The organism is Aeromicrobium sp. S22, assembly GCF_009661045.1.
In the GTDB taxonomy this organism is placed as follows: Bacteria; Actinomycetota; Actinomycetes; order Propionibacteriales; family Nocardioidaceae; genus Aeromicrobium; species Aeromicrobium yanjiei.
On record NZ_WJWV01000003.1, the window covers coordinates 568,145 to 589,401 of the forward strand.

The 21,257-nt window shown below is 69.9% G+C and carries 21 protein-coding genes; 12 read left to right on the forward strand and 9 right to left on the reverse strand.

All coding sequences use genetic code 11. The features are described from left to right. Positions 1-53 precede the first annotated feature (53 nt). Positions 54-1,577 carry an OFA family MFS transporter gene (locus GEV27_RS15730; protein ID WP_153934992.1) on the forward strand — a complete coding sequence of 508 codons (1,524 nt, stop codon included), beginning with the start codon at positions 54-56 and terminating at the stop codon, positions 1,575-1,577. Positions 1,578-1,596: 19 nt separating this feature from the next. Here the strand turns inward: GEV27_RS15730 and GEV27_RS15735 are convergent, their stop codons facing one another. From GEV27_RS15735 to GEV27_RS15750, 4 genes are read right to left on the reverse strand one after another with little or no spacing between them, the layout of a single operon-like run. After that, positions 1,597-2,031 carry a DUF1810 domain-containing protein gene (locus tag GEV27_RS15735; protein WP_309222305.1) on the reverse strand — a complete coding sequence of 145 codons (435 nt, stop codon included), beginning with the start codon at positions 2,029-2,031 and terminating at the stop codon, positions 1,597-1,599. Continuing rightward, positions 2,028-4,391 carry an FdhF/YdeP family oxidoreductase gene (locus GEV27_RS15740; RefSeq protein WP_153934993.1) on the reverse strand — a complete coding sequence of 788 codons (2,364 nt, stop codon included), beginning with the start codon at positions 4,389-4,391 and terminating at the stop codon, positions 2,028-2,030. The genes GEV27_RS15735 and GEV27_RS15740 overlap by 4 nt, the downstream gene beginning before the upstream one ends. Positions 4,392-4,419: 28 nt before the next feature. Further along, on the reverse strand, positions 4,420-4,857 hold the full coding sequence (locus GEV27_RS15745; protein WP_153651805.1) for a hypothetical protein: 438 nt from the start codon (positions 4,855-4,857) through the stop codon (positions 4,420-4,422). Between the two features lie 12 nt (positions 4,858-4,869). Continuing rightward, complete coding sequence (locus GEV27_RS15750) at positions 4,870-5,925, reverse strand: alpha/beta hydrolase fold domain-containing protein (protein WP_153651806.1); 1,056 nt, start codon at positions 5,923-5,925, stop codon at positions 4,870-4,872. 127 nt (positions 5,926-6,052) lie between these two features. Here GEV27_RS15750 and GEV27_RS15755 point away from each other — a divergent pair, with 127 nt between their 5' ends. The 9 genes from GEV27_RS15755 to GEV27_RS15795 all read left to right on the forward strand — a co-directional run bounded on the left by GEV27_RS15755 (position 6,053) and on the right by GEV27_RS15795 (position 14,361). Further along, positions 6,053-7,429 carry a wax ester/triacylglycerol synthase family O-acyltransferase gene (locus GEV27_RS15755; RefSeq protein ID WP_153934994.1) on the forward strand — a complete coding sequence of 459 codons (1,377 nt, stop codon included), beginning with the start codon at positions 6,053-6,055 and terminating at the stop codon, positions 7,427-7,429. Between the two features lie 72 nt (positions 7,430-7,501). After that, on the forward strand, positions 7,502-8,431 hold the full coding sequence (locus GEV27_RS15760; RefSeq protein WP_194944234.1) for a TIGR01777 family oxidoreductase: 930 nt from the start codon (positions 7,502-7,504) through the stop codon (positions 8,429-8,431). A 48-nt stretch (positions 8,432-8,479) separates the two neighbouring features. Further along, positions 8,480-9,349: a DMT family transporter gene (locus tag GEV27_RS15765; RefSeq protein ID WP_309222306.1), complete on the forward strand. Its 870-nt coding sequence runs from the start codon at positions 8,480-8,482 to the stop codon at positions 9,347-9,349. Between the two features lie 98 nt (positions 9,350-9,447). Continuing rightward, positions 9,448-10,641, forward strand: a complete 1,194-nt coding sequence (locus tag GEV27_RS15770; protein ID WP_153651809.1) for an acyl-CoA dehydrogenase family protein — start codon at positions 9,448-9,450, stop codon at positions 10,639-10,641. A 30-nt stretch (positions 10,642-10,671) separates the two neighbouring features. Beyond that, a complete protein-coding gene (locus GEV27_RS15775; RefSeq protein WP_153651810.1) occupies positions 10,672-11,154 on the forward strand; it encodes a general stress protein in 483 nt (160 codons plus the stop codon). A gap of 24 nt (positions 11,155-11,178) precedes the next feature. Beyond that, positions 11,179-12,216, forward strand: a complete 1,038-nt coding sequence (locus GEV27_RS15780; RefSeq protein WP_153934995.1) for a MaoC family dehydratase — start codon at positions 11,179-11,181, stop codon at positions 12,214-12,216. Further along, positions 12,213-12,797 carry a histidine phosphatase family protein gene (locus tag GEV27_RS15785; RefSeq protein ID WP_153934996.1) on the forward strand — a complete coding sequence of 195 codons (585 nt, stop codon included), beginning with the start codon at positions 12,213-12,215 and terminating at the stop codon, positions 12,795-12,797. Before GEV27_RS15780 ends, GEV27_RS15785 begins: the two co-directional genes overlap by 4 nt. Next, positions 12,794-13,507 carry a hypothetical protein gene (locus tag GEV27_RS15790; RefSeq protein ID WP_153934997.1) on the forward strand — a complete coding sequence of 238 codons (714 nt, stop codon included), beginning with the start codon at positions 12,794-12,796 and terminating at the stop codon, positions 13,505-13,507. The genes GEV27_RS15785 and GEV27_RS15790 overlap by 4 nt, the downstream gene beginning before the upstream one ends. A 29-nt stretch (positions 13,508-13,536) precedes the next feature. Then, on the forward strand, positions 13,537-14,361 hold the full coding sequence (locus GEV27_RS15795) for a PHP domain-containing protein (RefSeq protein WP_309222307.1): 825 nt from the start codon (positions 13,537-13,539) through the stop codon (positions 14,359-14,361). Between the two features lie 46 nt (positions 14,362-14,407). On the opposite strand, the gene GEV27_RS15800 is transcribed toward GEV27_RS15795, so the two are convergent. From GEV27_RS15800 to GEV27_RS15820, 5 genes are all read right to left on the reverse strand, one after another. Further along, positions 14,408-16,546, reverse strand: coding sequence for a M14 family metallopeptidase (locus GEV27_RS15800; RefSeq protein WP_153934998.1), 2,139 nt, complete (start codon positions 16,544-16,546; stop codon positions 14,408-14,410). Positions 16,547-16,643: 97 nt separating this feature from the next. Continuing rightward, positions 16,644-17,369, reverse strand: coding sequence for an FAD-binding oxidoreductase (locus tag GEV27_RS15805; protein ID WP_153934999.1), 726 nt, complete (start codon positions 17,367-17,369; stop codon positions 16,644-16,646). Next, positions 17,366-17,977, reverse strand: coding sequence for a sulfite oxidase-like oxidoreductase (locus GEV27_RS15810; protein ID WP_194944235.1), 612 nt, complete (start codon positions 17,975-17,977; stop codon positions 17,366-17,368). Before GEV27_RS15810 ends, GEV27_RS15805 begins: the two co-directional genes overlap by 4 nt. Beyond that, positions 17,977-18,804, reverse strand: coding sequence for an alpha/beta fold hydrolase (locus tag GEV27_RS15815; protein WP_153935000.1), 828 nt, complete (start codon positions 18,802-18,804; stop codon positions 17,977-17,979). The genes GEV27_RS15810 and GEV27_RS15815 overlap by 1 nt, the downstream gene beginning before the upstream one ends. Next, entirely contained in the window at positions 18,801-19,559 is a 759-nt protein-coding gene (locus tag GEV27_RS15820; RefSeq protein ID WP_153651818.1) for an SDR family oxidoreductase, read from the reverse strand. The genes GEV27_RS15815 and GEV27_RS15820 overlap by 4 nt, the downstream gene beginning before the upstream one ends. Positions 19,560-19,628: 69 nt before the next feature. Here GEV27_RS15820 and GEV27_RS15825 point away from each other — a divergent pair, with 69 nt between their 5' ends. Both GEV27_RS15825 and GEV27_RS17890 read left to right on the forward strand, forming a co-directional pair. Further along, entirely contained in the window at positions 19,629-20,411 is a 783-nt protein-coding gene (locus GEV27_RS15825) for a ParA family protein (RefSeq protein ID WP_309222308.1), read from the forward strand. Between the two features lie 40 nt (positions 20,412-20,451). Further along, on the forward strand, positions 20,452-21,135 hold the full coding sequence (locus tag GEV27_RS17890) for a L,D-transpeptidase (protein ID WP_153935001.1): 684 nt from the start codon (positions 20,452-20,454) through the stop codon (positions 21,133-21,135). Positions 21,136-21,257: the final 122 nt, after the last annotated feature.

The following is a 21,257-nucleotide window of genomic DNA, read 5'->3' on the forward strand; positions in this document are numbered from 1 at the left end:
ACTTCCGGCCCTAGGTTGAGATGAGCATCACGCGTCCATCTGGGGGAAAGATCATGGCACTTGCAGTACTCGACCGGCGTCACACCGTCGCCAAGCCCGGCTTCAACCGCTGGCTGATCCCGCCGGCTGCGCTCGCGGTCCACCTGTGCATCGGGCAGGTCTACGCGACGAGCGTCTACAAGGCGTCACTCGTCCAGCACTTCGACTCGAGCCTGACCAAGATCGGCATCATCTTCTCGATCGCGATCGTGATGCTCGGCCTGTCCGCCGCGATCTTCGGCACCTGGGTCGACTCCGGCGGCCCGCGCCGCGCGATGGCCACCGCAGCCCTGTTCTGGTCCGGCGGCTTCATGATCGGCTCGCTCGGCATCGCGACCGACCAGCTGTGGCTCGTCTACTTCGGCTACGGGTTCATCGGCGGCATCGGCCTCGGCATCGGCTACATCTCCCCGGTCTCCACGCTGATCAAGTGGTTCCCCGATCGTCCCGGCCTCGCGACCGGCATGGCGATCATGGGCTTCGGTGGCGGCGCGATGATCGCGAGCCCGCTGTCGTCCAAGCTGCTCGGCATCTACGACGACAACTACGACACCGCGACCGGCATCGCGTCCGGCTCGGCCGTGGCCAAGCTGTTCGTCACCCTCGGCCTGGTGTATCTCGTCCTGATGCTGTTCGGCGCGTGGCTGATCCGGGTGCCCGCGGACGGCTGGAAGCCGGCCGGTTTCGACCCGTCAACGGTCAAGACCAAGGCGCTCGTCACGACCGACAACGTGTCGGCCGACAATGCGGTCAAGACCCGCCAGTTCTGGCTGCTGTGGGTCGTGCTGTTCTGCAACGTCACCGCCGGCATCGGCATCCTGGAGCAGGCCTCGCCGATGATCCAGGACTTCTTCCGCGACGGGTCCACGTCCACGGTCACCGCGGCGTCGGCAGCCGGGTTCGTCGGCCTGCTGTCCTTGTTCAACCTCGCCGGCCGGTTCATCTGGTCGTCGACGTCGGACATCGTGGGCCGCAAGAACATCTACGTGATGTACCTCGGCGTCGGACTCATCCTGTACGCGATCCTGGCCACCAAGGGCTCGACCAGCACGACCCTGTTCGCTCTTCTCGCCGGCGTCATCCTCAGCTTCTACGGCGGTGGTTTCGCGACCGTCCCGGCGTACCTGCGCGATCTGTTCGGCACCTTCCAGGTCGGTGCGATCCACGGCCGACTGCTGACCGCGTGGTCGGCGGCCGGCGTCGCAGGCCCGCTGATCGTCAACAGCATCCTCGACGCGCAGGGCGAGCCGGGCAAGCTCAACGCGGGTGACTACCGGCCGGCGCTGCTGACGATGGTCGCGATCCTCGCGGTCGGCTTCGTCGCGAACCTGTTGATCCGGCCGGTCGCCGACCGGTTCCACGAGCCGAGGAACAAGGAGAACCAGGTGGCCACCGAGGCAGCGGCGCCGAGCTCGCAGGACGGTGACGTGGCCGTCAAGGCTTCCGTGCCGCTCCTGGTCATCGCCTGGGTCGTGGTCGCGGTCCCGCTGGTGTACGGGATCTACGAGACGGTCGTCAAGGCTGCCGACCTGTTCTGATCGGGGGACGGGCAGGGGGTCAGAGACGGTCCAGCGTCGCCGGGTCGTCCTGGCCCCCGAAGAGCCGGTCGAGGACCGCCCGGAACGGGGCGGGGTCATCGGCCACGGCGCCGAACAGGGTCATCGACGACTGCAGCTTCTGCGCATCGACCCCGCCGAGGACGTCGGTGGCGCTGCCCTCGACCTCGGTCATCAGCGCCGCGCACTCCAGGAGACGCGGACCCAGCACGGGGTGGTCCAGGTACGCGCTCGCCTCGTCGCGCCCCGAGACCGCGAAGCGCACCGCCGTCTCGCTACGGCCGAGCCCCGCGACCTGCGGGAACACGAACCACATCCAGTGGGTGGTCTTGTGCCCGTCTCGCAGCTCGGCGACGGCCCGTTCGTACGTGCCGTTGTCCTGGGCGTCGACGAACCGCTGCAGGTCGAACGGGTCGTCTGCGGCGTCCGCCGTCACGACAGGTGGTGGGGCTGACGGTCCGTCTTGTGGGACTCGTCCGCGCCCACACCGTTCTGCGACCCGCCGGCGTTCGCGAAGCGGCCCTGCCCGGCCGGGACCGCCCGGACGATGACCGACTTCGACGTGGGCTGGTTGCTGCCCTCAGCGGTCGAGTCCAGCGGCACCAACGAGTTGGTCTCGGGATAGTAGGCAGCGGCCGAGCCACGCGGCGTCTCGTAGGAGACGATGCGGAACCTCTCGGCGACCCGGTCGACGTCGTCGTCGTCCCAGCGCGTCACGAGGTCGACCATGTCGCCGTCCTTGAAGCCCTGCGCCGAGATGTCGTCGGGGTGCATGAACACGACCCGGCGGCCGTCCTCGATGCCGCGGTAACGATCGCTGAGCCCGTAGATCGTGGTGTTGAACTGGTCGTGGCTGCGCAGGGTCTGGAGCACGAAGTGCCCCTCGGGGACCTGCAGGACCTCCAGCGGTGACGCGATGACCTCGGCCTTTCCGGACTTGGTCTCGAAGATCCGCGAGTCGCGCGGAGCGTGCGGCAGCACGAAGCCGCCCGGACGGTCGACGTTGTGCGTGTACTCCTCGCAGCCCGGGACGACACGGGAGATGTGGTGGCGGATGATGTTGTAGTCCTCGGCCATCTCGGCCCAACGGATCCCGTGCCGGTCACCGATCGTCGCCTGCGCGATGCCCGCGATGATCGCGATCTCCGAGCGCACGTGGTCGCTGACGGGCGGGATCGCACCACGCGAGGCGTGGACCGCCGACATCGAGTCCTCGACCGTGATGAACTGCTCGCCCGCTCCGGTCGCGTTGTGCTCGGTGCGACCCATCGCGGGGAGGATCAGGGCGGTCTCGCCGCAGTCGAGGTGCGAGCGGTTGAGCTTGGTCGAGACCTGGACGGTCATCTCGATGCTGCGCAGCGCCTCGGCCGTCACGTCGGTGTCGGGGGCGGCCTTCACGAAGTTGCCGCCGAGCCCCATGAAGAACGTGATGTCGCCGTCGCGCATCCCGCGGATCGAGTCGACGGTGTCGAGACCGTGCTCGCGCGGCGGATCGAAGCCGAACTCCGCCTGGAGCGAGTCGAGGAAGTGCTCGGGTGCGCGCTCCCAGATGCCCATCGTGCGGTCGCCCTGCACGTTGGAGTGTCCCCGCACGGGGCACAGTCCGGCTCCCCGCTTGCCGATGTCGCCGCGCACCAGCGCGACGTTGCAGATCTCGCGGATCGAGGCAACAGCGTTGCGGTGCTGCGTGAGGCCCATGGCCCAGCAGTAGATCGTGGCGTCGGAGTCGCGGATGATCTCCGCGGCCTCCGTGATCTGCTCGCGGGTCAGTCCCGAGGCGGCCTCGATCTCGTCCCAGTCCGCGGCAAGCACGTGGTCGCGCCAGGACTCGAAGCCGTTGACGTGCCGGTCGATGAACTCGTGGTCGAGCGCGTCCCACTCCACCAGCAGGCGGCCGATGCCCTGGAAGAGGGCCAGATCGCCGTTGATGCGCACAGGCAGGTGGAGGTCCGCGATGTCGGTGCCCTTGCCGACCACACCGCGCGCAACCTGGGGGTTGCGGAAGTTGACCAAGCCGGCTTCGCGCAGCGGGTTGACCGAGATGATCTTCGCGCCGCGGCGCTTGGCGATCTCGAGCGCCGACAGCATGCGGGGGTGGTTGGTCCCGGGGTTCTGGCCCGCGATCACGATGCACTTGGCGTCGTACATGTCGCGCAGGCTGACGCTGCCCTTGCCGATGCCGATCGACTCGGTCAGGGCCGTGCCGCTGGACTCGTGGCACATGTTGGAGCAGTCCGGCAGGTTGTTGGTGCCGTAGGCCCGGATGAACAGCTGGTAGAGGAATGCCGCCTCGTTCGAGGCCCGTCCGCTCGTGTAGAACGTGGCCTGGTCGGGGGACGTCCGGGTGCGCAGGTGCTCACCGATCAGCTCGTACGCGTCGTCCCAATCGATCGGCTCGTAGTGCGTGCCGCCGGGGCGCTTGACCATGGGGTGGGTGATGCGGCCCTGCATGTTGAGCCAGTAGTCGTCGTGCGCAGCCATCTCCTCGATGCTGTGCCGCGCGAAGAACGAGGGGGTGACCCGGTCGGTGGTGGCCTCGTCGGCCACGGCCTTGGCGCCGTTCTCACAGAACTCCGCGGCGTGGCGGTTCTCCGGGTCCGGATCGGGCCAGGCGCAGCTCACGCAGTCGAAGCCGTCCGCCTGGTTGAGCTTGAGCAGTGTCCGTGCAGTGCGCGTGGGCCCCATGAGCGAGAGCGAGCGCTGCAACGCGACCCTCACCCCGGTGATGCCCGCTGCTGCCTGCTTCGGTGCGTGGACCTCGAGCTGGTCCTCGTCGATGTCCTTGGCCTTGCTCATGCTGCCTCCCGGGGGTTCGGTGATGACGTTACCCCGACAACGGCGGTGCAGTCGGATGAAGCGTGTCGTCGACGTCGGACGCCACCACGACCCGGTCCGTCGGCACCAGGCGGACGACCACGGACTCGGCGGCCCACCGCTCGATCGCACGATCGCTGTCGGACAGGTTGAGACGACCGGCCTTGAGCGCGGTCGTCACCGGGTCCCAGTGCTCGGAGCCCGGCGGCACGATCTCGACACGCGCGTCCGCCTCGGCGGCGAGGGCGCGGGTCGTCTTGCTGCGCAGCAGGAGACGTACCGAGGACTGGTCGGCGATGCCGGGCAGACGTTGCTCACCACCGCCCGACACGACGCAGACCGCGTCGCCGACCCACTCGTGCCACACGGCGTGGGTGCGCCCGCCGTACGCGATCCAGACGAGGCCGGACTTCTTGGCGAGCTCGGCGACGAGGTTCGTGGCGGTCACGACCTCAGCACATCACACGACGGAGGCTCGTGCGCCGCGGGCGCTGCGGGTCGGGGGTGTCGAGACCATGGTGGGAGCGGTCGCCGTCGCGTCCCGCTCGGCGAGACCACGCACGAACGCGCCGATCTCCTCGATCGCGGCGCGAGCCTCCGGGACCCACGAGGCGGCAGCCTGGAACACGTGCACCTGCTTCTCCCAGACCTGCAGGTCGCACGGCACCCCGGCCGAGACGAGACGGTTGGCCATGAGCTCGGCGTCGGCCATCAGCACCTCGCGGGAGCCGACGTGGATCAGCGCCGGGGGCAGGTCGCCGAGCGGCATGTTGACCGGATCGGTCCGCGGGGTCGTGACGCCGCGGCGCGTGTCCATCCGCAGCGACACGTCGGCGAGCTTCGCGACCGCGTGCAGGGGGAACGTCTGGCAGCGGTGGGCGTTGCGGTGCGCCTTCTTGCCCGCGGGGTCGAAGTCGAGCAGCGGGGACAGCGCGACGACGCCTGAGGGGCGGCCGAGGCCGTGGTCGATCACCGCTCGGGCCACGCTGAACGCGAGATAGCCGCCCGCGGAGTCTCCGGCGATCGTGATGTTCTCGGGCGCGTACCCCTGGCCGAGCAGCCAGCGGAAGCCGGCGACGCCGTCGGCGATCGACTCGTTGATCGGCTCGTAGGGCATCTGGCGGTAGCCGACGTTGAGGACGGGCTGCTTCGCGGCGTACGAGATGCGCGAGACGAGCCGGCGGTGCGTGTTGAGCCCGCACGTCAGGAACGCTCCGCCGTGGAAGTACAGGATCGCGCGCTCGTTGCCGCCGGTGATGTCCTCGACGCCCTTGGCCTGCAGCCACTCGCTCGTCGTGAGGTCGATCTCGACCGGGCGCCACATCGTGCCCTCGTGGACGGGCAGGAGCCGTGCGGCGTGCTCGATCACGTTGGGAGGGAAGACGTCGAACGGGAGGTGGGCCCACAACCCGAGCAGGGGTCGGACCGTGTGGCGGAGCCCGAGTCCCAGCGCCTTGGACTGCAGGCTCGAACCACGGAAGAACTGCGGCTGAGCGGCGAGCGACAGGTGCGCCATGGGTGTCCTTCCTTCGGCGTCGAGCCGGTGACGATCGCTCGACCAAATTTGTCACAACGAGTGACGTGCGCCACACGGAGCGTTAGCGTACTCCCGGTACGTCCCGCCCGCAGCCGAAGGAACCTGAATGTCGTTCATGCCCCCCACCGACTCGATGTTCCTTCTGGCGGAGTCGCGGGACCAGCCGATGCACGTCGGAGGTCTCCAGCTGTTCGTCCCGCCGGAGGACGCCGGGCCCGACTACGTGAGCGAGACCGTCGCCTCGTTCCGCGACCTCGGTGAGGTGTCCCCGCTGTTCCGCAAGCGACCGGCGGAGCCGGTCGGGACCTTGGGCAACACGTGGTGGGCCGCCGACGAGACGATCGACTTCGACTACCACGTCCGGCACTCCGCGGTGCCGCGGCCGGGCCGGATCCGGGAGCTCCTGCAGCTGACCTCCCGGTGGCACGGCTCGCTGCTCGACCGGCACCGGCCGCTGTGGGAGGCGCACGTCGTCGAGGGGCTGGCCGACGGCCGGATCGCGGTCTACACCAAGGTCCACCACTCGATGCTGGACGGCGTGTCGGCGCTGCGGCTGATCCAGAAGACGCTGAGCGCGGACCCGGACGCCCGCGACTGCATACCGCCCTGGGGGGTCATGCCGCACGGCGGTGGCGGGTCGAAGCGCGGCCTGGACCCGATGGGCCTGCTGCGCACGGGGGCGGGTGCGCTCGGTGACATCGCCGGCCTGGTGCCCGCCTCGCTTCGCATCGGCAGCCAGGTCCTGCGCGACGGCGACGTCACCCTGCCGCGGGCTCCCAAGACGATCCTCAACGGTCCGGTCGGGGGATCGCGCCGATTCGCGGCGCAGTCGTGGGAGATCGAGCGCATCCAGCGCGTGGCGAAGTCATCGGCCACGACGCTGAACGACGTCGTGCTGGCCATGGTCTCCGGCGCCCTGCGGCAGTACCTGCTCGAGCAGCACGCCCTGCCGGACGACCCCATGACGGCGATGGTGCCGGTGTCCCTGTCGCTGCGAGCCGGCTCGGCGGAGGAGGACTCCGAGCCCGGCAACGCGACAGGCGCGATCGTGGTCAACCTCGCCACCGACCGCGAGCAGGGGGCCAGCCGCCTGGAGGAGATCGCGTACTCCTCGCGGCAGGCCAAGAAGATCATGGGTGACCTGACGCCCACCCAGATCCTCGCGTTCTCGGCGCTGCAGGTGCTGCCCCTCGCCCTGGGCCCGGTGCCGGGCTTCGTCAAGTACACCCACCCGCCGTTCAACGTCATCGTGTCCAACGTGCCGGGGCCCAAGGAGCCGATGTACTTCAACGGCTCGCGACTCGACGGCCTGTACCCGGTGTCGATCGTGCTCGACGGGCAGGCGCTCAACATCACGCTCACCAGCCGGGACAAGTACCTCGACTTCGGTCTCATCGGCTGCCGCGCCTCGGTGCCGCACCTCCAGCGGCTGCTGCTCCACCTCGAGTCGTCCCTCGCCGAGCTGGAGCAGTCCTGGGGCTGACGACGTCCCGCAGGGTTGAACATGTTCAAAACTGCGCTAGGGTGCAGTGAACACGTTCAACGAGGAGGCGGCATGCACGATCTGAGGACCGCGACGATCGCGGGGGCAACCGGGCATGTCGGCACGTACGTGCGGCAGCACCTCGAGGCGCAGGGCGTCACCGTGCGGGCCATCGGACGTGGCGCGGGAAGCGACGCGACGTGGGACGACCCCGACGCGCTCGTGCGGGCCGTGGACGGCACCGACCTGCTCGTCAACTTCGCGGGCCGCTCGGTGAGCTGCCGCTACACGAAGTCGAACGTCGACGAGATGTTCAGGTCGCGCATCGCGACGACGGCCGCACTGGGTCGGGCGACCGCCGCGGCGGCGAGCCCGCCGGCCCTCTGGGTCAATGCGAGCACCGGGACGATCTATCGCGACTCCCGGGACCGCCCCATGGACGAGGTCGGCGGAGACATCGGCTCGGGGCTGTCGGTCGAGCTCGCCCGCGCCTGGGAGCACGAGCTCTTCGCAGCAGCCACCGACGTGCGCCGGATCGCGCTGCGCATGACGATCGTCCTGGGGGCCGGCGGCGGGGCGGTCAACCCGTTCATCAACCTGGCCCGCATGGGCTTCGGAGGGCCGATGGGCGACGGCGAGCAGCGCTTCAGCTGGGTGCACGCGGACGACGTCGCCCGCGCGATCGTCCACCTGCACGAGCACCCCGAGATCGCCGGTCCGGTCAACGTGGCCGCTCCCGAGGTCGTCGGCAATGCCGAGCTCATGAGGCTGGTGCGAGAGACGATGGGACGCCGGCACGGACTGGCCGAGCCGCGCTGGCTGCTCGAGGTCGGTGCCCGGATCATCCGGACCGAGGCCGAGCTGGTCCTCAAGAGCCGCTGGGTCGAGTCGCGGATGCTCCGGGAGTCCGGCTTCGTGTTCGAGCACGCCACGCTGCGGTCGGCGCTCGAACAGATCGCCGGGCAGACGCGCCGCGGGCTCCTCCCGGTCGCGCTGGGCTGAGCAGCGGCCCGGGTCGCCGGGGGTTCCGGGGCACTGCACACTGGTCCGGTGAATGCGCTCCTCGCCGTCGTCGCCATCGTGGGAGTCTCGGCATCGGGGCCACTCATGGCCGGGGCCGCCGCCCCGGCTCTCGCGATCGCGTTCTGGCGCAATGCGCTCGGGACGCTCGCGGTCGCCCCGTTCGCGGTGCCGGTCAGGCACGAGCTGGCAGGGCTCGGGCGCGACGGCTGGCGGACGGTCGGATTCGCCGGCGTGATGCTCGCGGCGCACTTCGCGACCTGGTGCACGTCGCTGAAGATGACCTCGGTCGCCGCCGCGACCGCGATGGTCAGCATGCAGGTCGTGTTCGTCGTGATCATCGACCGACTGCGCGGCGACTCGGCCGCGCCTGCCGTCATGGTCGGCATCGGGGTCGCGGTCGTCGGGGTGCTCGTGATCACCGGGGTCGACTTCTCCCTGTCGGGGCGCGCGCTCGCCGGTGACCTGCTCGCCCTCCTGGGCGGGCTGACCGCGGCGCTCTACCTGATGGCCGGCAGTCGGGTGCGCGAGAGCATCTCGACGTCGGCCTACACGTTCGCGTGCTACGGGATCTGCGCGGTCACCCTCGCGGTCGGGGCCCTCGTGGCGCAGGTCGAGATGGTCGACTTCACCGGGCGCACGTGGCTCGCGATCGTGGCGGTGACGATCTGCGCGCAGCTGCTGGGGCACTCGGTCCTGAACCACCTGCTGGCGGTGATGAGCCCCGGTCTGATCTCGTTGCTGCTCCTCCTCGAGGTGCCCGGGGCGGCGATCCTGGCGGGCATCTTCCTCGACCAGACCCCTCCTGCAGGGGTCTACGTGGGCCTCGTCCTGATCCTCGCCGGACTCGTCGTGGTGGTCGCGCGCCGCACGCCGCCGGAGGTCGTGCTCGCCGAGTGACGGGTGGCCCACGTCACCCCACCGGCCCCGCGACGGGGGCAGCGCACCCTCGGTACAGTCAGCGTGTCATCGCCGCAGCAACGTAGGGAGCACCCACGATGGGTCGTCTGGTCAGCACCGAAGGTCTCACCGAGGATCAGCAGGAGATCCTGAAGCTCGTCCGGCAGTTCGTCGAGAAGGAGATCCTTCCGGTCGCCACCGACCTGGAGCACAAGGACGAGTACCCGACCGACATCGTCGAGGGCCTCAAGGAGCTGGGCATCTTCGGGCTGATGATCCCCGAGGAGTTCGGCGGCCTGGGTGAGTCGCTGCTGACGTACGCGCTGGTGGTCGAGGAGATCGCGCGCGGCTGGATGAGCGTCAGCGGCGTCATCAACACGCACTTCATCGTGGCGTACCTGCTGATGCAGCACGGCACGGACGAGCAGAAGGCCAAGTACCTGCCCAAGATGGCCACCGGCGAGGTCCGGGGCGCGTTCAGCATGAGCGAGCCGTCGCTGGGCTCGGACGTCTCGGCGATCTCGACCAAGGCCACCAAGCTCGACGACGGCGGCTACGAGATCAGCGGCCAGAAGATGTGGCTGACGAACGGCGGCTCGTCCACCCTCGTCGCGGTCCTGGTCAAGACCGACGAGGGCGAGGACAGCGTCTACAAGAACATGACGACGTTCCTCATCGAGAAGGAAGCCGGCTTCGGCGAGACGGCCCAGGGCATCACGATCCCGGGCAAGATCGACAAGATGGGCTACAAGGGCATCGACACGACCGAGATGATCCTGGACAAGCACCGCACGACGTCCGAGCAGATCCTCGGTGGCGTCCCGGGCAAGGGCTTCTACCAGATGATGGACGGTGTCGAGGTCGGCCGGGTCAACGTCGGCGCCCGCGCGGTCGGCATCGCCAACCGGGCCTTCGAGCTCGGCGTCGCGTACGCGCAGCAGCGCGAGACGTTCGGCAAGCCCATCGCGCAGCACCAGGCGATCTTGTTCCGCATCGCCGAGATGGCGACCAAGGTCGAGACCGCGCACGCGATGGTCGTCAAGGCCGCACGGCTCAAGGACGCCGGCAAGCGCAACGACGTCGAGGCCGGCATGGCCAAGATGATCGCCTCGGAGTACTGCAACGAGGTCGTCCAGGACTCGTTCCGCATCCATGGCGGCTACGGTTACTCCAAGGAGTACGAGATCGAGCGCCTCTACCGTGAGGCCGCGTTCATGCTCATCGGTGAAGGAACGTCCGACATCCAGAAGATGATCATCGGCCGCGCACTCCTGAAGGACTACAAGCTGTAGCCCTTACCGACGTCGCCCTCGGAGGCAACCATGGCTGAGATCTTCTCGTTGGAGTACCCGCAGTCGCTTGGCATCTATGACAAGTACGCCGACGCGCAGAAGGCCGTCGACTACCTCTCGGACGAGGGCTTCCCGGTCGAGAACGTCCTGATCGTCGGCACCGAGCTGCGCCAGGTCGAGCGGGTCACGGGCCGGCTGACCTGGGGCCGCGTGCTCTCGGCCGGCGCCGCGTCCGGTGCGTGGCTCGGTCTGCTCATCGGCCTGTTCCTGAGCCTGTTCGCGGAGGGCAGCTCGGCGGTCGTCACGATCATCGGCGGCATCGTGTTCGGCATCGTGTTCGGGCTCATCTCCGGTGCGCTCGGCTACGCGGCCACGCGCGGCAAGCGGGACTTCAGCTCGGTGCAGAAGGTCGTGGCGACCAAGTACGAGATCCTCGTCGAGCACAAGCACCTCGCCGCCGGACAGGCCCTGCTGGCCAAGATGCCCGGCAACACCACCTCGCCCTTCGCCTGACCTCACCCGGGAGCGCACACCGCAATGACCACCAAGACCAACGCCGGCAACTTCTTCGAGGACTTCAAGGTCGGGCAGGTGCTCGAGCACGCGACGCCGCGCACCGTGACCGAGGGGGACCGTGCGCTGTACGGCGCGCTGTACCCCACGAGGTTCGCGGTGCCGTCCTCGGCGGAGTTCGCGGCGTCGGTCGGGTTGAGCCCCGCCCCGGTCGAGGAGCTCATCGCGTTCCACATCGCGTTCGGCAAGACGGTCCCTGACGTGTCGCTCAACGCGGTGGCCAATCTCGGCTACGCGGAGTGCCGCTTCCACCGTCCGGTCGTGCCCGGCGACACGCTGCGCACGTCCTCGGAGGTCATCGGGCTCAAGCAGAACTCCAACGGCAGGACGGGAGTGGTGTACGTCCGCTCGACCGCGACCAACCAGCGCGGCGAGGTCGCGCTGGACTGGGCCCGGTGGGTCATGGTGCACAAGCGGGACGCCGAGGCCCCCGCGCCCGAGACGGTCGTGCCCGATCTCGCGCCCGCGGTCGATGCCGCGGACCTCATCGTCCCCGACGGGCTCGACTTCACGTCGTACGACTTCGCGGCCGCGGGGGAGACGCACCGCTTCGACGACTACGCGGTGGGCGAGACGATCGATCACGTCGACGGCGTGACCCTGACCGATCCCGAGCACATGCTGGCGACCCGGCTGTGGCAGAACACCGCCAAGGTCCACTTCAGCACCGAGGCGCGGCCTGACGGCACCCGGCTGATCTACGGCGGGCACGTCATCTCGATGGCTCGCGCGCTGTCGTTCAACGGCCTGGCCAACGCCCAGCTCATCGCCGCGATCAATGCGGGTGCGCACACCGCCCCGGCGTTCGCGGGCGACACCGTCTACGCGTGGTCCGAGGTGCTCGACAAGGCTGAGACGCCCGCCCCCGGGGTCGGTGCGCTGCGGCTTCGCCTCGTCGCGACCAAGGGGCGCGACGAGACCACGACCCTGCGGGGCGAGGACGGCAAGTACGCCCCGGGCGTCCTGCTCGACCTGGACTACTGGGCGTTCGTGCCGCGATGAGCTCCCCGGGCGATCTCGAGGACCAGCTCTGGCTGGTCCGCCACGGCGAGACCGAGTGGAGCCTGAGCGGGCAGCACACCTCCACGACCGATCTCCCGATGACCGCGAGCGGGGAGGCCGGCGCGCGGACGCTCGCGCCGCTTCTCGCCGAGTTCGACTTCACGCAGGTGCTGACCAGTCCGCGCCAGCGCGCCCGTCGGACCGCAGAGCTCGCGGGGTTCCCCGACGCCGAGCCCGACGAGGATCTCGTCGAGTGGTCCTACGGCGACTACGAGGGGCTCACGACGCCGCAGATCCAGGAGTCGGTGCCCGGCTGGTCGATCTGGTCGCACCCGAGCCCCGGCGGCGAGACCGCGGCCGAGGTCAGCGAGCGGCTCGACCGGGTCGTCGCGCGGGCACGTGCGGCAGAGGGGAAGACGCTGGTCTTCGCGCACGGGCACTCGCTGCGCGCGCTGGCAGCCAGGTGGCTCGAGGTCGACGTCGCCGAGGGCCGCCACTTCGCTCTCGACACCTCGACCATCTCGGTGCTGGGTGTCGACCGGGGCACCCCGGTCGTTCGCCGGTGGAACGTCCAGCCGTGACCCGCCTCGTCGTCACTCTCGCCGTGACGCTCGCCGTGCTCGCGGGGTGCGGCGGCTCGGCGTCGGACGAGGGTGCGCCGCAGAGGACGGCGGCCACGACCGCCGGCCCCGCGGTGCGCACCGTGGCCGAGCTGGAGGCCGCGCTGCCGCGCACGAACCAGGTCCCCGGTGGTGACGAGAAGGTGTTCTCGTGCCCCGGGGAGGAGTCCTGCCGGGCCCACCCCGACCGGGTGAGCGTCGGCGTGCAGCTCGAGCCGTCACTCACCGACGAGCAGGTCAAGAAGCGGTACGACGTGTACGTCCTGCCGGAGAACCTCCAGGTGACGGCGGAGGCATGGAAGGACGAGTCTGCGGCCGAGCAGGCCGTGGCGGACGCTCGCGCCGAGCAGAGGCGTTTCGTCGGCAGGTTCGCGACCAAGGGCAAGGACACCTCGGACACGTCCTACACGTTCGGCTCGAAGGGGGTGGGCACCGTCGACGACCTGACGATGGGCGAGTGGGAGGGATTTGTCGGACGCCGCGAGGAGGTGCTGACCAACCCCGACGGCGACACCGACTCGGCACCGGTCGTCTCGATCACCCTGCATGTCTCGAACGGCAACACGACCGTGCAGGTCGTCGCCTCCGTGCTCGACGCCGAGGAGCGGGCCGGTGACGCCGAGGCGCTCGCTCGCCAGGTCGCCGAGGAGTACATCGGTCGTCTCGCCTGATCGTCGGTCGCAGCCGATAGCCTGTGGCCGTGCGCATCGACCTCCACACCCACTCGAATCGTTCGGACGGCACGGACACGCCGGCAGAGCTGGTCGCCAACGCGAAGGCCGCAGGTCTCGACGTCGTGGCGCTGACCGACCACGACGCGACCACCGGGTGGGACGACGCCCTGGCGGCGGGGGAGGCGCTGGGCGTCCACGTCGTGCGAGGCATCGAGATCTCCACGCAGCTGCACGGCGAGAGCGTGCACCTGCTCGGCTACGAGTTCGACCCGGACCACCAGCCCCTGGTCGAGGAGCTGCGCCGCGTCCTGCACGGCCGGGAGGAGCGCCTCCCGCAGATGCTCGACAAGCTCGCGTCGCACGGCATCGACATCACGATGGCTGACGTCGCTGCCCAGTCCGGTGACGCCGCGGCCTCGGGGCGTCCCCACATCGCCGACGCGATGGTCGCCAAGCACTACATCGGCCACCGCGACGAGGCCTTCCACGGCTGGCTCAACTCCAGCGGCAAGGCGTACGTCGACCGTTATGCCGCCCCGCTGTTCGAGGCGGTGCGCCTGCTGAAGGAGGCCGGCGGCAGGGCCGTCATCGCGCACCCGTGGTCGCGGGGCAGCGACAAGGTGCTGACCCCCGAGGCGCTCGAGGAGCTGGCCACGGCGGGACTCGACGGGCTCGAGGTCGACCACAACGATCACGACGACGAGGCCCGGCGCGAGCTGCGCCGGATCGCCGCCGACCTCGATCTCGTGACGACGGGGTCCAGCGACTACCACGGCACGGGCAAGAGCGAGAAGTTCCACCTCGGCGTGCACACGACCGATCCCGAGCAGTACGAGCGCCTGCTGGGCTGATGGAGCGCGTCCTGGCCCGGCGGATCACCGGGCCAGGACGGTGCTGCTAGCGGCCCTTCCTCCGGCAGGGGTCCCCGACGCGCACGGTCTCACCGCGGTCGACGACGACCTCTCGGGTCGAGAGCACGCGACCGTTGCGGTTGCTGCAGGTGAGGTTCCACGCCTCCTTGAGCCCGGAGTAGGTGCCCGGGGTGGGGGACGCGTAGTCGACCCGGCCGGTCCAGTCCGACGTGGCGCCACCGCCGTAGTTGATCAACCGGATCGTGTACGTGCCGGGCGCCGGGTCGATCAGCACCGCCTGCTCGGGGTCGTCCAGCGTGGCCGCGGTCGCGACCGGCCGGCCGCGAGAGTCGTAGACCTCGACGTCCCAGTCGACCTGGGCGTCCGGCCAGTTGATCACGACCGTGGCGGTGCCGTTGTCGTACGACGGCTGCCCGGCGACGGTGAAGGTCGCAGTCTCGTACGCACCCTCTGCCGGGGTGCCCGCGGGGTTCACGAGCGTCTGGGCCGGCTGCGGGGGACCTTGCGGGTCACGGCCGTAACGTCCCACCACCAGCGGCCGGGTGGACGGGTTGACCGCCCAGCTGAACTGCCCGCCCTTGGTCTGGTAGCTCGAGGCGAGGGTGTCGCGGTAGTAGCGCGGGGCCCCGGTCGACCCGTCGGTCTGGATGACCGGCGAGGTCGCCGTGATGAACGACTTGCTGACCGTCAGCTTCCGGTTGGGACGGGTGCTGCCGACGATCGTGGAGTGCAGTCCGGCGTTCACCGTGGCCTCCGCCATCACGTAGTACGCCTCGCGGTTGCCGCCGAAGCCCGCGCCCGCGGAGGGTGCCAGGCCGAGGTACTCGTTGACCACGCCCTGCTGGAACGGCGGGTGGAACTCATCGGGTCCGATCTCGAAGGTGAAACCGAGGCCGCCGGTGTTCCAGTAGCTCCAGTCCTCGGTGGAGCCGGACGTGTCGTAGAGCTGGAACGAGGCCCAGTTGGCGTAGCCGTTGGCGTCCGTCATGCCCGCGCCGAGCGCGCGGTAGGCCGGCTCGTCGGGGGAGAAGCCGGTCGAGCGGATCGACGGTGGCCGCAGCACCAGGTTGCCGTAGGTGTGGTTGGTGATCAGGTTGGTGACCTGGCGCTGGGAGATCAGGCGACGGATGTTGTCGACCTCCGGCTCGGACCCGGGCGCGTCGCCGCGGAAGGTGTCGGAGGACCACAGCGCGCTCGCACCGGGACCACCCCAGAACCCGGGGTAGTTGCGGTTCAGGTCGGTGCCGCGCAGCCGCCCGGCCGGGTTGTTCGCACAGGTGCCACCGCGACGGTCCGCCGGCGTCTGGACCGAGGTCGAGCAGTTCTTGCGCTTCATCTCGTAGTCGAACGCGCTGAAGTCGCCCAGGGGTGCGGCAGTCCGGGAGACGACGAAGCCGTCGACGTTGACGACCGGGACGACGATGGTCCGCGAGCGCTGCACGATGCGACGCGTACGTCGGTCGGTGCGGTAGTTCTCGACCAGGTCGTAGGCGAACTCCATCGCGTGCTCCGCGGAGGGCCACTCGCGTGCGTGGTGGGCACCCAGCATCAAGAACGCCGGCTTGCCGTCGTTGACCTGACGGGCGTTGGTGGTGATCTCGATGCCGCGGACCGGTCGGCCCTCGATCGAGCGGTTGCGCAGCGTCAGCGGCTTCACCAGATTGGGGTAGCGCTTCGCCAGCCGGGTCATCTCGCGGTTGTAGTCGTCGAGGTTGCGGTAGGCGGTGCGTCCGCTCGGAAGTGGCGACTGCGCGACCGCCTTGTCGTAGCGCCGGTCCTTGGCCTGGTTGGCCTCCGTCCGTGCCTGCAGGTCGGGGATCTTGACCTTCCAGTCGAAGCCGGCACCGCGGAGCCGGGCGGCGTCCTTGCTGCCGTGCAGCACGACCTCGACACCGGTGGCGTCGCCGTGCTCGGTCATGTCCAGCCCCAGCTTGCTGACCTTGGTCCGCGCTGCCGGGGTGGGTGCCTCGACGTGGACGACCTGGACCTTGCCGCTCTGGTCACGGCCGGAACCGACGAGCGGATCGTCCGGGGAGGCGTTCGCCTGTGTGGTCGCGAGCCCGGTCGCGACCAGGGTCAGGGCACCCAGCCCGGCGACGGCGGCGAGACGCCCCCGGCGTGGACGGTGTGCGGTGCGGGCAGGACGTGCGGGGTCGTTGGACATGGCTGCCTCCGAGGCGAGCGCCTCGAGAGATCGGATACCCCCCGAGACTCTTCTCGCAACCTAGGACCGCGGCCGCGAGATGGCAAGGGTCGAGGGATCAGCTGGTGGGGCCGAACTGCTCGACCCGCACGGTGTCGCTGCGCACACCTGCTTCGCCGAGGATGCGCCCGACGAAGCTGACGAAGCCGACCGAACCGCACACGTACGCCCGCTCGATGCCCTCCGCGAGGGGCACGATCTCCTCGGGGTAGATGTGCGCGGCGACCCGCTCGCTGCCGTCGGTCTGCAGGTGGTTCTCCCGGGTGAGGGCGATGAACGCGCCGTAGGCCTCGAGCTCGTCGGCGTACGGCAGCCGCTCCCGGGTCTGCGCCGAGGCGGCGATCCGCAGCAGGGGCTCGGTCCCGGTGCGCCGGGCGTACCTGAGCATCGACACGAACGGGACGACGCCGGAGCCGCCGGCCACGCACAGCGCCGGGGTGGTGCCGCCCCAGACGAACCACCGCCCGATCGGGCCACGCACCTCCAGCACGTCACCCACCTCGACCACCTCGTGCAGGAACGAGGAGACCTCGCCCCGCGGCAGGCACTCGACCATCAGCTCGACGAGCCGGTCGTCGGGATCGGACGCGATCGAGTACGAGCGCTGGGCCGTGTAGCCGTCGGGCGCGCGCAGCCTGACGACGTAGTGCTGCCCGGGGACGTGTGGTGTGCGGTCCGCGACCTCGAGGCGCAGCTTGACGAAGTCCTGGCCGAGACGCTCGACCTCGCGCACCACCGCGGTGGTCCACGAGCTCGCGACCGGCGTCGGGACGATCTGGGTCATGCGTCGCCCTGGTAGCGCTGCTCGAGCCACGGGTCGCCGCGGTCGTGGTAGCCGTTGCGCTCCCAGAACCCCTGCTCGTCGTGGTCACGCAGCTCGAGTCGGGTGATCCACTTCGCGGACTTCCAGAAGTACAGGTGGGGCACCAGCAGACGCACCGGGCCGCCGTGCTCGGGCGTGAGCGGCTTCCCGTCGAAGTCCCACACGATCCAGGCCTTGCCGTCGGTGATGTCCGCGAGCGGCAGGTTGGTCGTGTAGCCGGTGGTCGAGGTCGCGAACACGTGCGTGGCCTCGGCCTTGACGCCGGTGACCTCGAGCAGCGAGTCGACGCTGACACCCGAGAACGTGGTGTCGAACTTCGACCACGTCGTGACGCAGTGGATGTCGCCGAAGTAGGAGTCGGCGGGCAGCGCGTGGATGCCGCGCCAGTCCCACGTCGTGGGCTGCTCGACGAGGCCGTCGAGCGTCAACGTCCACTCGTCGACGTCGATCTGCGGGGTCAGCTCGGCGGTCAGGGTCGGCCACCCCGCCCCGGTGTCGTGCTGGCCGGGCGGCAGCCGGTCGTTGCCGCCCGGGCGGGGGCGTCCGGTGAATCCACGGGTCACGGGCATCAGCTGTGCTCCTTCAGGAACGGCAGCCATGCATCGACCAGGGCTGCGGGATTCTCGACGGCAGGGGAGTGCGCCGAGTCGGGGACGACGTGGATCCGCGTCCCGAGGCGTCCGGCCATGTCGGCCTGGACGTCGTGCGGCCACGCGTCGTCGTCGGCGCCGCGCCCCACCCAGACCGGGAGGCCGGTGGCCGCGACCTGCTCGACGACGTCGGGTGCGTCGATGAGCAGCTGGGTCATCGCCCGCAGCGAGCGCGGGTCGTTGGCGGTGAACCGCTTGGCCAGGAACGAGGTGATCTGGGCGGGACGCTTGACGCCCTGCTCCCGGAGCTCGTGCAGCTGCAGCAGCGGCACCTTGCCGATCGCGGCGACGAGCTTCTTGAGCGGCCGGCGGTCGTCGTCGCCGAGGGCGCCGGGGCCCGAGCAGAGCAGGCTGAGGGTCCGCAGGTCTGCCGCGCCGAGGAGCGCCGCCTGCTGGGCGACGAGGCCGCCGAACGAGTGCCCCAGCACGTGGCTGCCGTCCGCGCTGGCGGCCCGGCTCAGGTGCAGCGCGTTAGCCGCATAGCGCTCGAGGGAGTAGTCGGCTGCCGGCGCGCTCTCGTACTGGCCGGCCTGGTCGTACGCCGTGACGTCGTAGCCCGCCGCCGCCAGGAGGGGCAGCACGGGGGTGAAGTCCTCCTTGCTGCCGGTCCAGCCCGGGACCAGCAGCACGTGACCGACCCGGGTGCCCACCGCGGACGTGCTGAGGGCTGCGATGTCTCCATCGAGTCCCGCGAGGACCTCGCTGCGTACGCCCGCGGGGAGCTCGAGCGTGCGCGGGACGCTCATCGTCCGCGCCGGGCGATGCGGGTGACCAGCGACTTGGGCATGTGCTGGGCGAGGCTGGCCAGGACCTTGTAGCGGAACGACGGGATCGAGACGGTCTTGTCGTGCTGGAGGTCGCGCAGCGACGCCGCGACGACCCGGTCGGCGTCGAGCCACATCCACCGGGGGACGTCGGAGACGTCCATCTGGCCGCGCGGGTGGAACTCGGTGCGGACGAAGCCGGGGCACAGCGCCTGCACGGAGATGTTGACGTCGTCGTAGTGGATGTCGGCCCACTGGGAGAGGTTGAGCAGCCACGCCTTGTGCGCGGAGTAGACCCCGCGGGGGGTGAATGCCGCGACGCTGGACACGTTGATGATCTTGCCACCGCCGCGACCGGCCATGGTCTTGATCGCGGCGTCCATGAGGTGCATGGGCGCGCGGACCAGGAGATCGAGCTGGTAGTCCTCGTCGACGATGTCGGTCGTGCCGAACCACCCCGCCAGGGAGGCGCCGGCGTTGTTGACGAGCAGGTCGACCGGCCGGGCGGTGTCGGTCAGCGCGTTCGCGGTTGCCTGCATGCCCTCGGACGTGGCCAGGTCGGCGGTCACGACGTCCACCTCGACGCGGTGCTTGCTGCGAAGATCGGCCGCGATCTGTTCGAGCTTGTCGGTGGTGCGGGCCACGATCACCAGGTCGTGCCCTCGCTTGGCTAGCTCCCTCGCGAAGGCGTTGCCGATCCCTGAAGTTGCCCCGGTGACCAGCGCACGACGTGTCATGGACCAAGCATGCCAAACGTGTCAGCGCATCGCGGGCCAGGCCGCCGTCATCGATGACACAATGGCCGCGTGACGACGACGATCGCAGTGGCGAACCAGAAAGGTGGCGTCGCGAAGACGACCACCGTGGTGTCCCTCGGGGCGGCGCTCGTCGAGCTCGGTCAGCGCGTCCTGCTGGTCGACGTCGACCCGCAGGGCAGCCTCACGTTCTCCCTCGGCATCGATCCGGAGGACCTCGACGTGAGCGTCGCGGAGGTGCTGCTCGGCACCAAGCTGGCCGACGACGCGATCGTCATCACCGACGACGGCATGCACCTGCTGCCCGCGAACATCACGCTGACCCAGGCCGAGGAGAGCCTCCTCGGGCGGACCGGACGCGAGCAGCGCCTGCGGGTCGCGCTGGACAAGGTCGCGGACGACTACGACTGGATCGTCATCGACTGCCCGCCGACCCTCGGTGTCCTCACGGTCGGGGCGCTGTCCGCGGCCCACCAGGTGCTGATCCCGCTGCAGGCGGAGACGTTGTCGCACCGGGGGGTCGGGCAGCTGCTCGACACGATCCACGACGTCCGGCAGTTCATCAACCCGGGCCTGGACATCCTCGGCGTGCTGCCCACGATGTACGACGGTCGCACCCGGCACGCCCAGAACGTCCTCGCCGCGATCGAGGAGACCTACGGGTTGCCGGTCGTGCGCCCGCCGATCCCCAAGACGATCAAGTTCGCCGAGGCCCCCGCGATCGGCCGATCGGTCCTGTCGACCGCTCGCAACCACAAGGGCGCCCAGGCGTACCGCGAGGTGGCGGCGGGCCTGCTCGCGTCCGGCCAGGACACGGCCGGCACGAGGGCCTGACCCCGCGGAGTGCCGGCGGTGCCCTCGCTAGGATGGTGACGTGTCCAAGCATCGCGCGCCTCGACTGGCCGCTCGTCGTGGACGGGCCGGCGCCCTCGCCCTTGCTCTCGGCGTCACCCTCGCCGTGGGCGGCGCAGCAGTCGGCGTCCTGCCGCAGCTGACCGCGGAGAAGGCATCGGCCGATCAGGCCGCGAGCCTGCCGTCAGCGTCGTCGCCGATCGAGACGGCCTCGCTCGACAAGATCCTGACCACCGGCCCGGCGTCCGCGGACGCCGAGCGCACCGCGAAGGTGTCCGCCGCGGCCGACCGGGCCGATCCCGCGCCGCCGCCCGGATCGGGTGAGGGCCGGCGCATCGTGTTCGACCAGGGCGACCAGCGGGTGTGGCTGATCCGGAGCGACGAATCGGTCGAGCGCACCTACCGGGTCTCGGGCAGCAAGTTCGAGAACCTCGAGCCCGGCTCGTACGAGGTGCTGTCCAAGACGCGCCACGCGACCGCGTTCGATGCGAGCGGCACGATGGAGTACTTCGTGCGGTTCGCGACCGGGTTCAGCGAGCCGATCGGGTTCCACTCGGTGCCCCGCGACAACTCCGGCAAGCTCGAGCAGACCCGCTCGCAGCTCGGTCAGCGGCTCTCGGCGGGCTGCGTGCGCCAGTGGAAGCCCGACGCGATCGCGCTGTGGGACTTCGCCCCCGTCGGCACCCAGGTCGTCGTCACCGCCTGACGCCTCCCGGCCCCGGCACCGATCTTTCGGCCTTTCGGCAGCCGGCACAGCCTGAACGCCGAAGGATCCGTCCCCGGGGGGACGGATCCTTCGACGTTGGTGCTGCTCTGACGACGTCAACG

Bases quoted from the DNA above. Each gene is read 5' to 3' on its own strand.
- GEV27_RS15730 (WP_153934992.1), top strand. From the start codon at position 54: ATGGCACTTGCAGTACTCGACCGGCGTCACACCGTCGCCAAGCCCGGC.
- GEV27_RS15740 (WP_153934993.1), bottom strand. From the start codon at position 4,391: ATGAGCAAGGCCAAGGACATCGACGAGGACCAGCTCGAGGTCCACGCA.
- GEV27_RS15750 (WP_153651806.1), bottom strand. From the start codon at position 5,925: ATGGCGCACCTGTCGCTCGCCGCTCAGCCGCAGTTCTTCCGTGGTTCG.
- GEV27_RS15755 (WP_153934994.1), top strand. From the start codon at position 6,053: ATGTCGTTCATGCCCCCCACCGACTCGATGTTCCTTCTGGCGGAGTCG.
- GEV27_RS15760 (WP_194944234.1), top strand. From the start codon at position 7,502: ATGCACGATCTGAGGACCGCGACGATCGCGGGGGCAACCGGGCATGTC.
- GEV27_RS15770 (WP_153651809.1), top strand. From the start codon at position 9,448: ATGGGTCGTCTGGTCAGCACCGAAGGTCTCACCGAGGATCAGCAGGAG.
- GEV27_RS15775 (WP_153651810.1), top strand. From the start codon at position 10,672: ATGGCTGAGATCTTCTCGTTGGAGTACCCGCAGTCGCTTGGCATCTAT.
- GEV27_RS15780 (WP_153934995.1), top strand. From the start codon at position 11,179: ATGACCACCAAGACCAACGCCGGCAACTTCTTCGAGGACTTCAAGGTC.
- GEV27_RS15785 (WP_153934996.1), top strand. From the start codon at position 12,213: ATGAGCTCCCCGGGCGATCTCGAGGACCAGCTCTGGCTGGTCCGCCAC.
- GEV27_RS15800 (WP_153934998.1), bottom strand. From the start codon at position 16,546: ATGTCCAACGACCCCGCACGTCCTGCCCGCACCGCACACCGTCCACGC.
- GEV27_RS15805 (WP_153934999.1), bottom strand. From the start codon at position 17,369: ATGACCCAGATCGTCCCGACGCCGGTCGCGAGCTCGTGGACCACCGCG.
- GEV27_RS15810 (WP_194944235.1), bottom strand. From the start codon at position 17,977: ATGCCCGTGACCCGTGGATTCACCGGACGCCCCCGCCCGGGCGGCAAC.
- GEV27_RS15815 (WP_153935000.1), bottom strand. From the start codon at position 18,804: ATGAGCGTCCCGCGCACGCTCGAGCTCCCCGCGGGCGTACGCAGCGAG.
- GEV27_RS15820 (WP_153651818.1), bottom strand. From the start codon at position 19,559: ATGACACGTCGTGCGCTGGTCACCGGGGCAACTTCAGGGATCGGCAAC.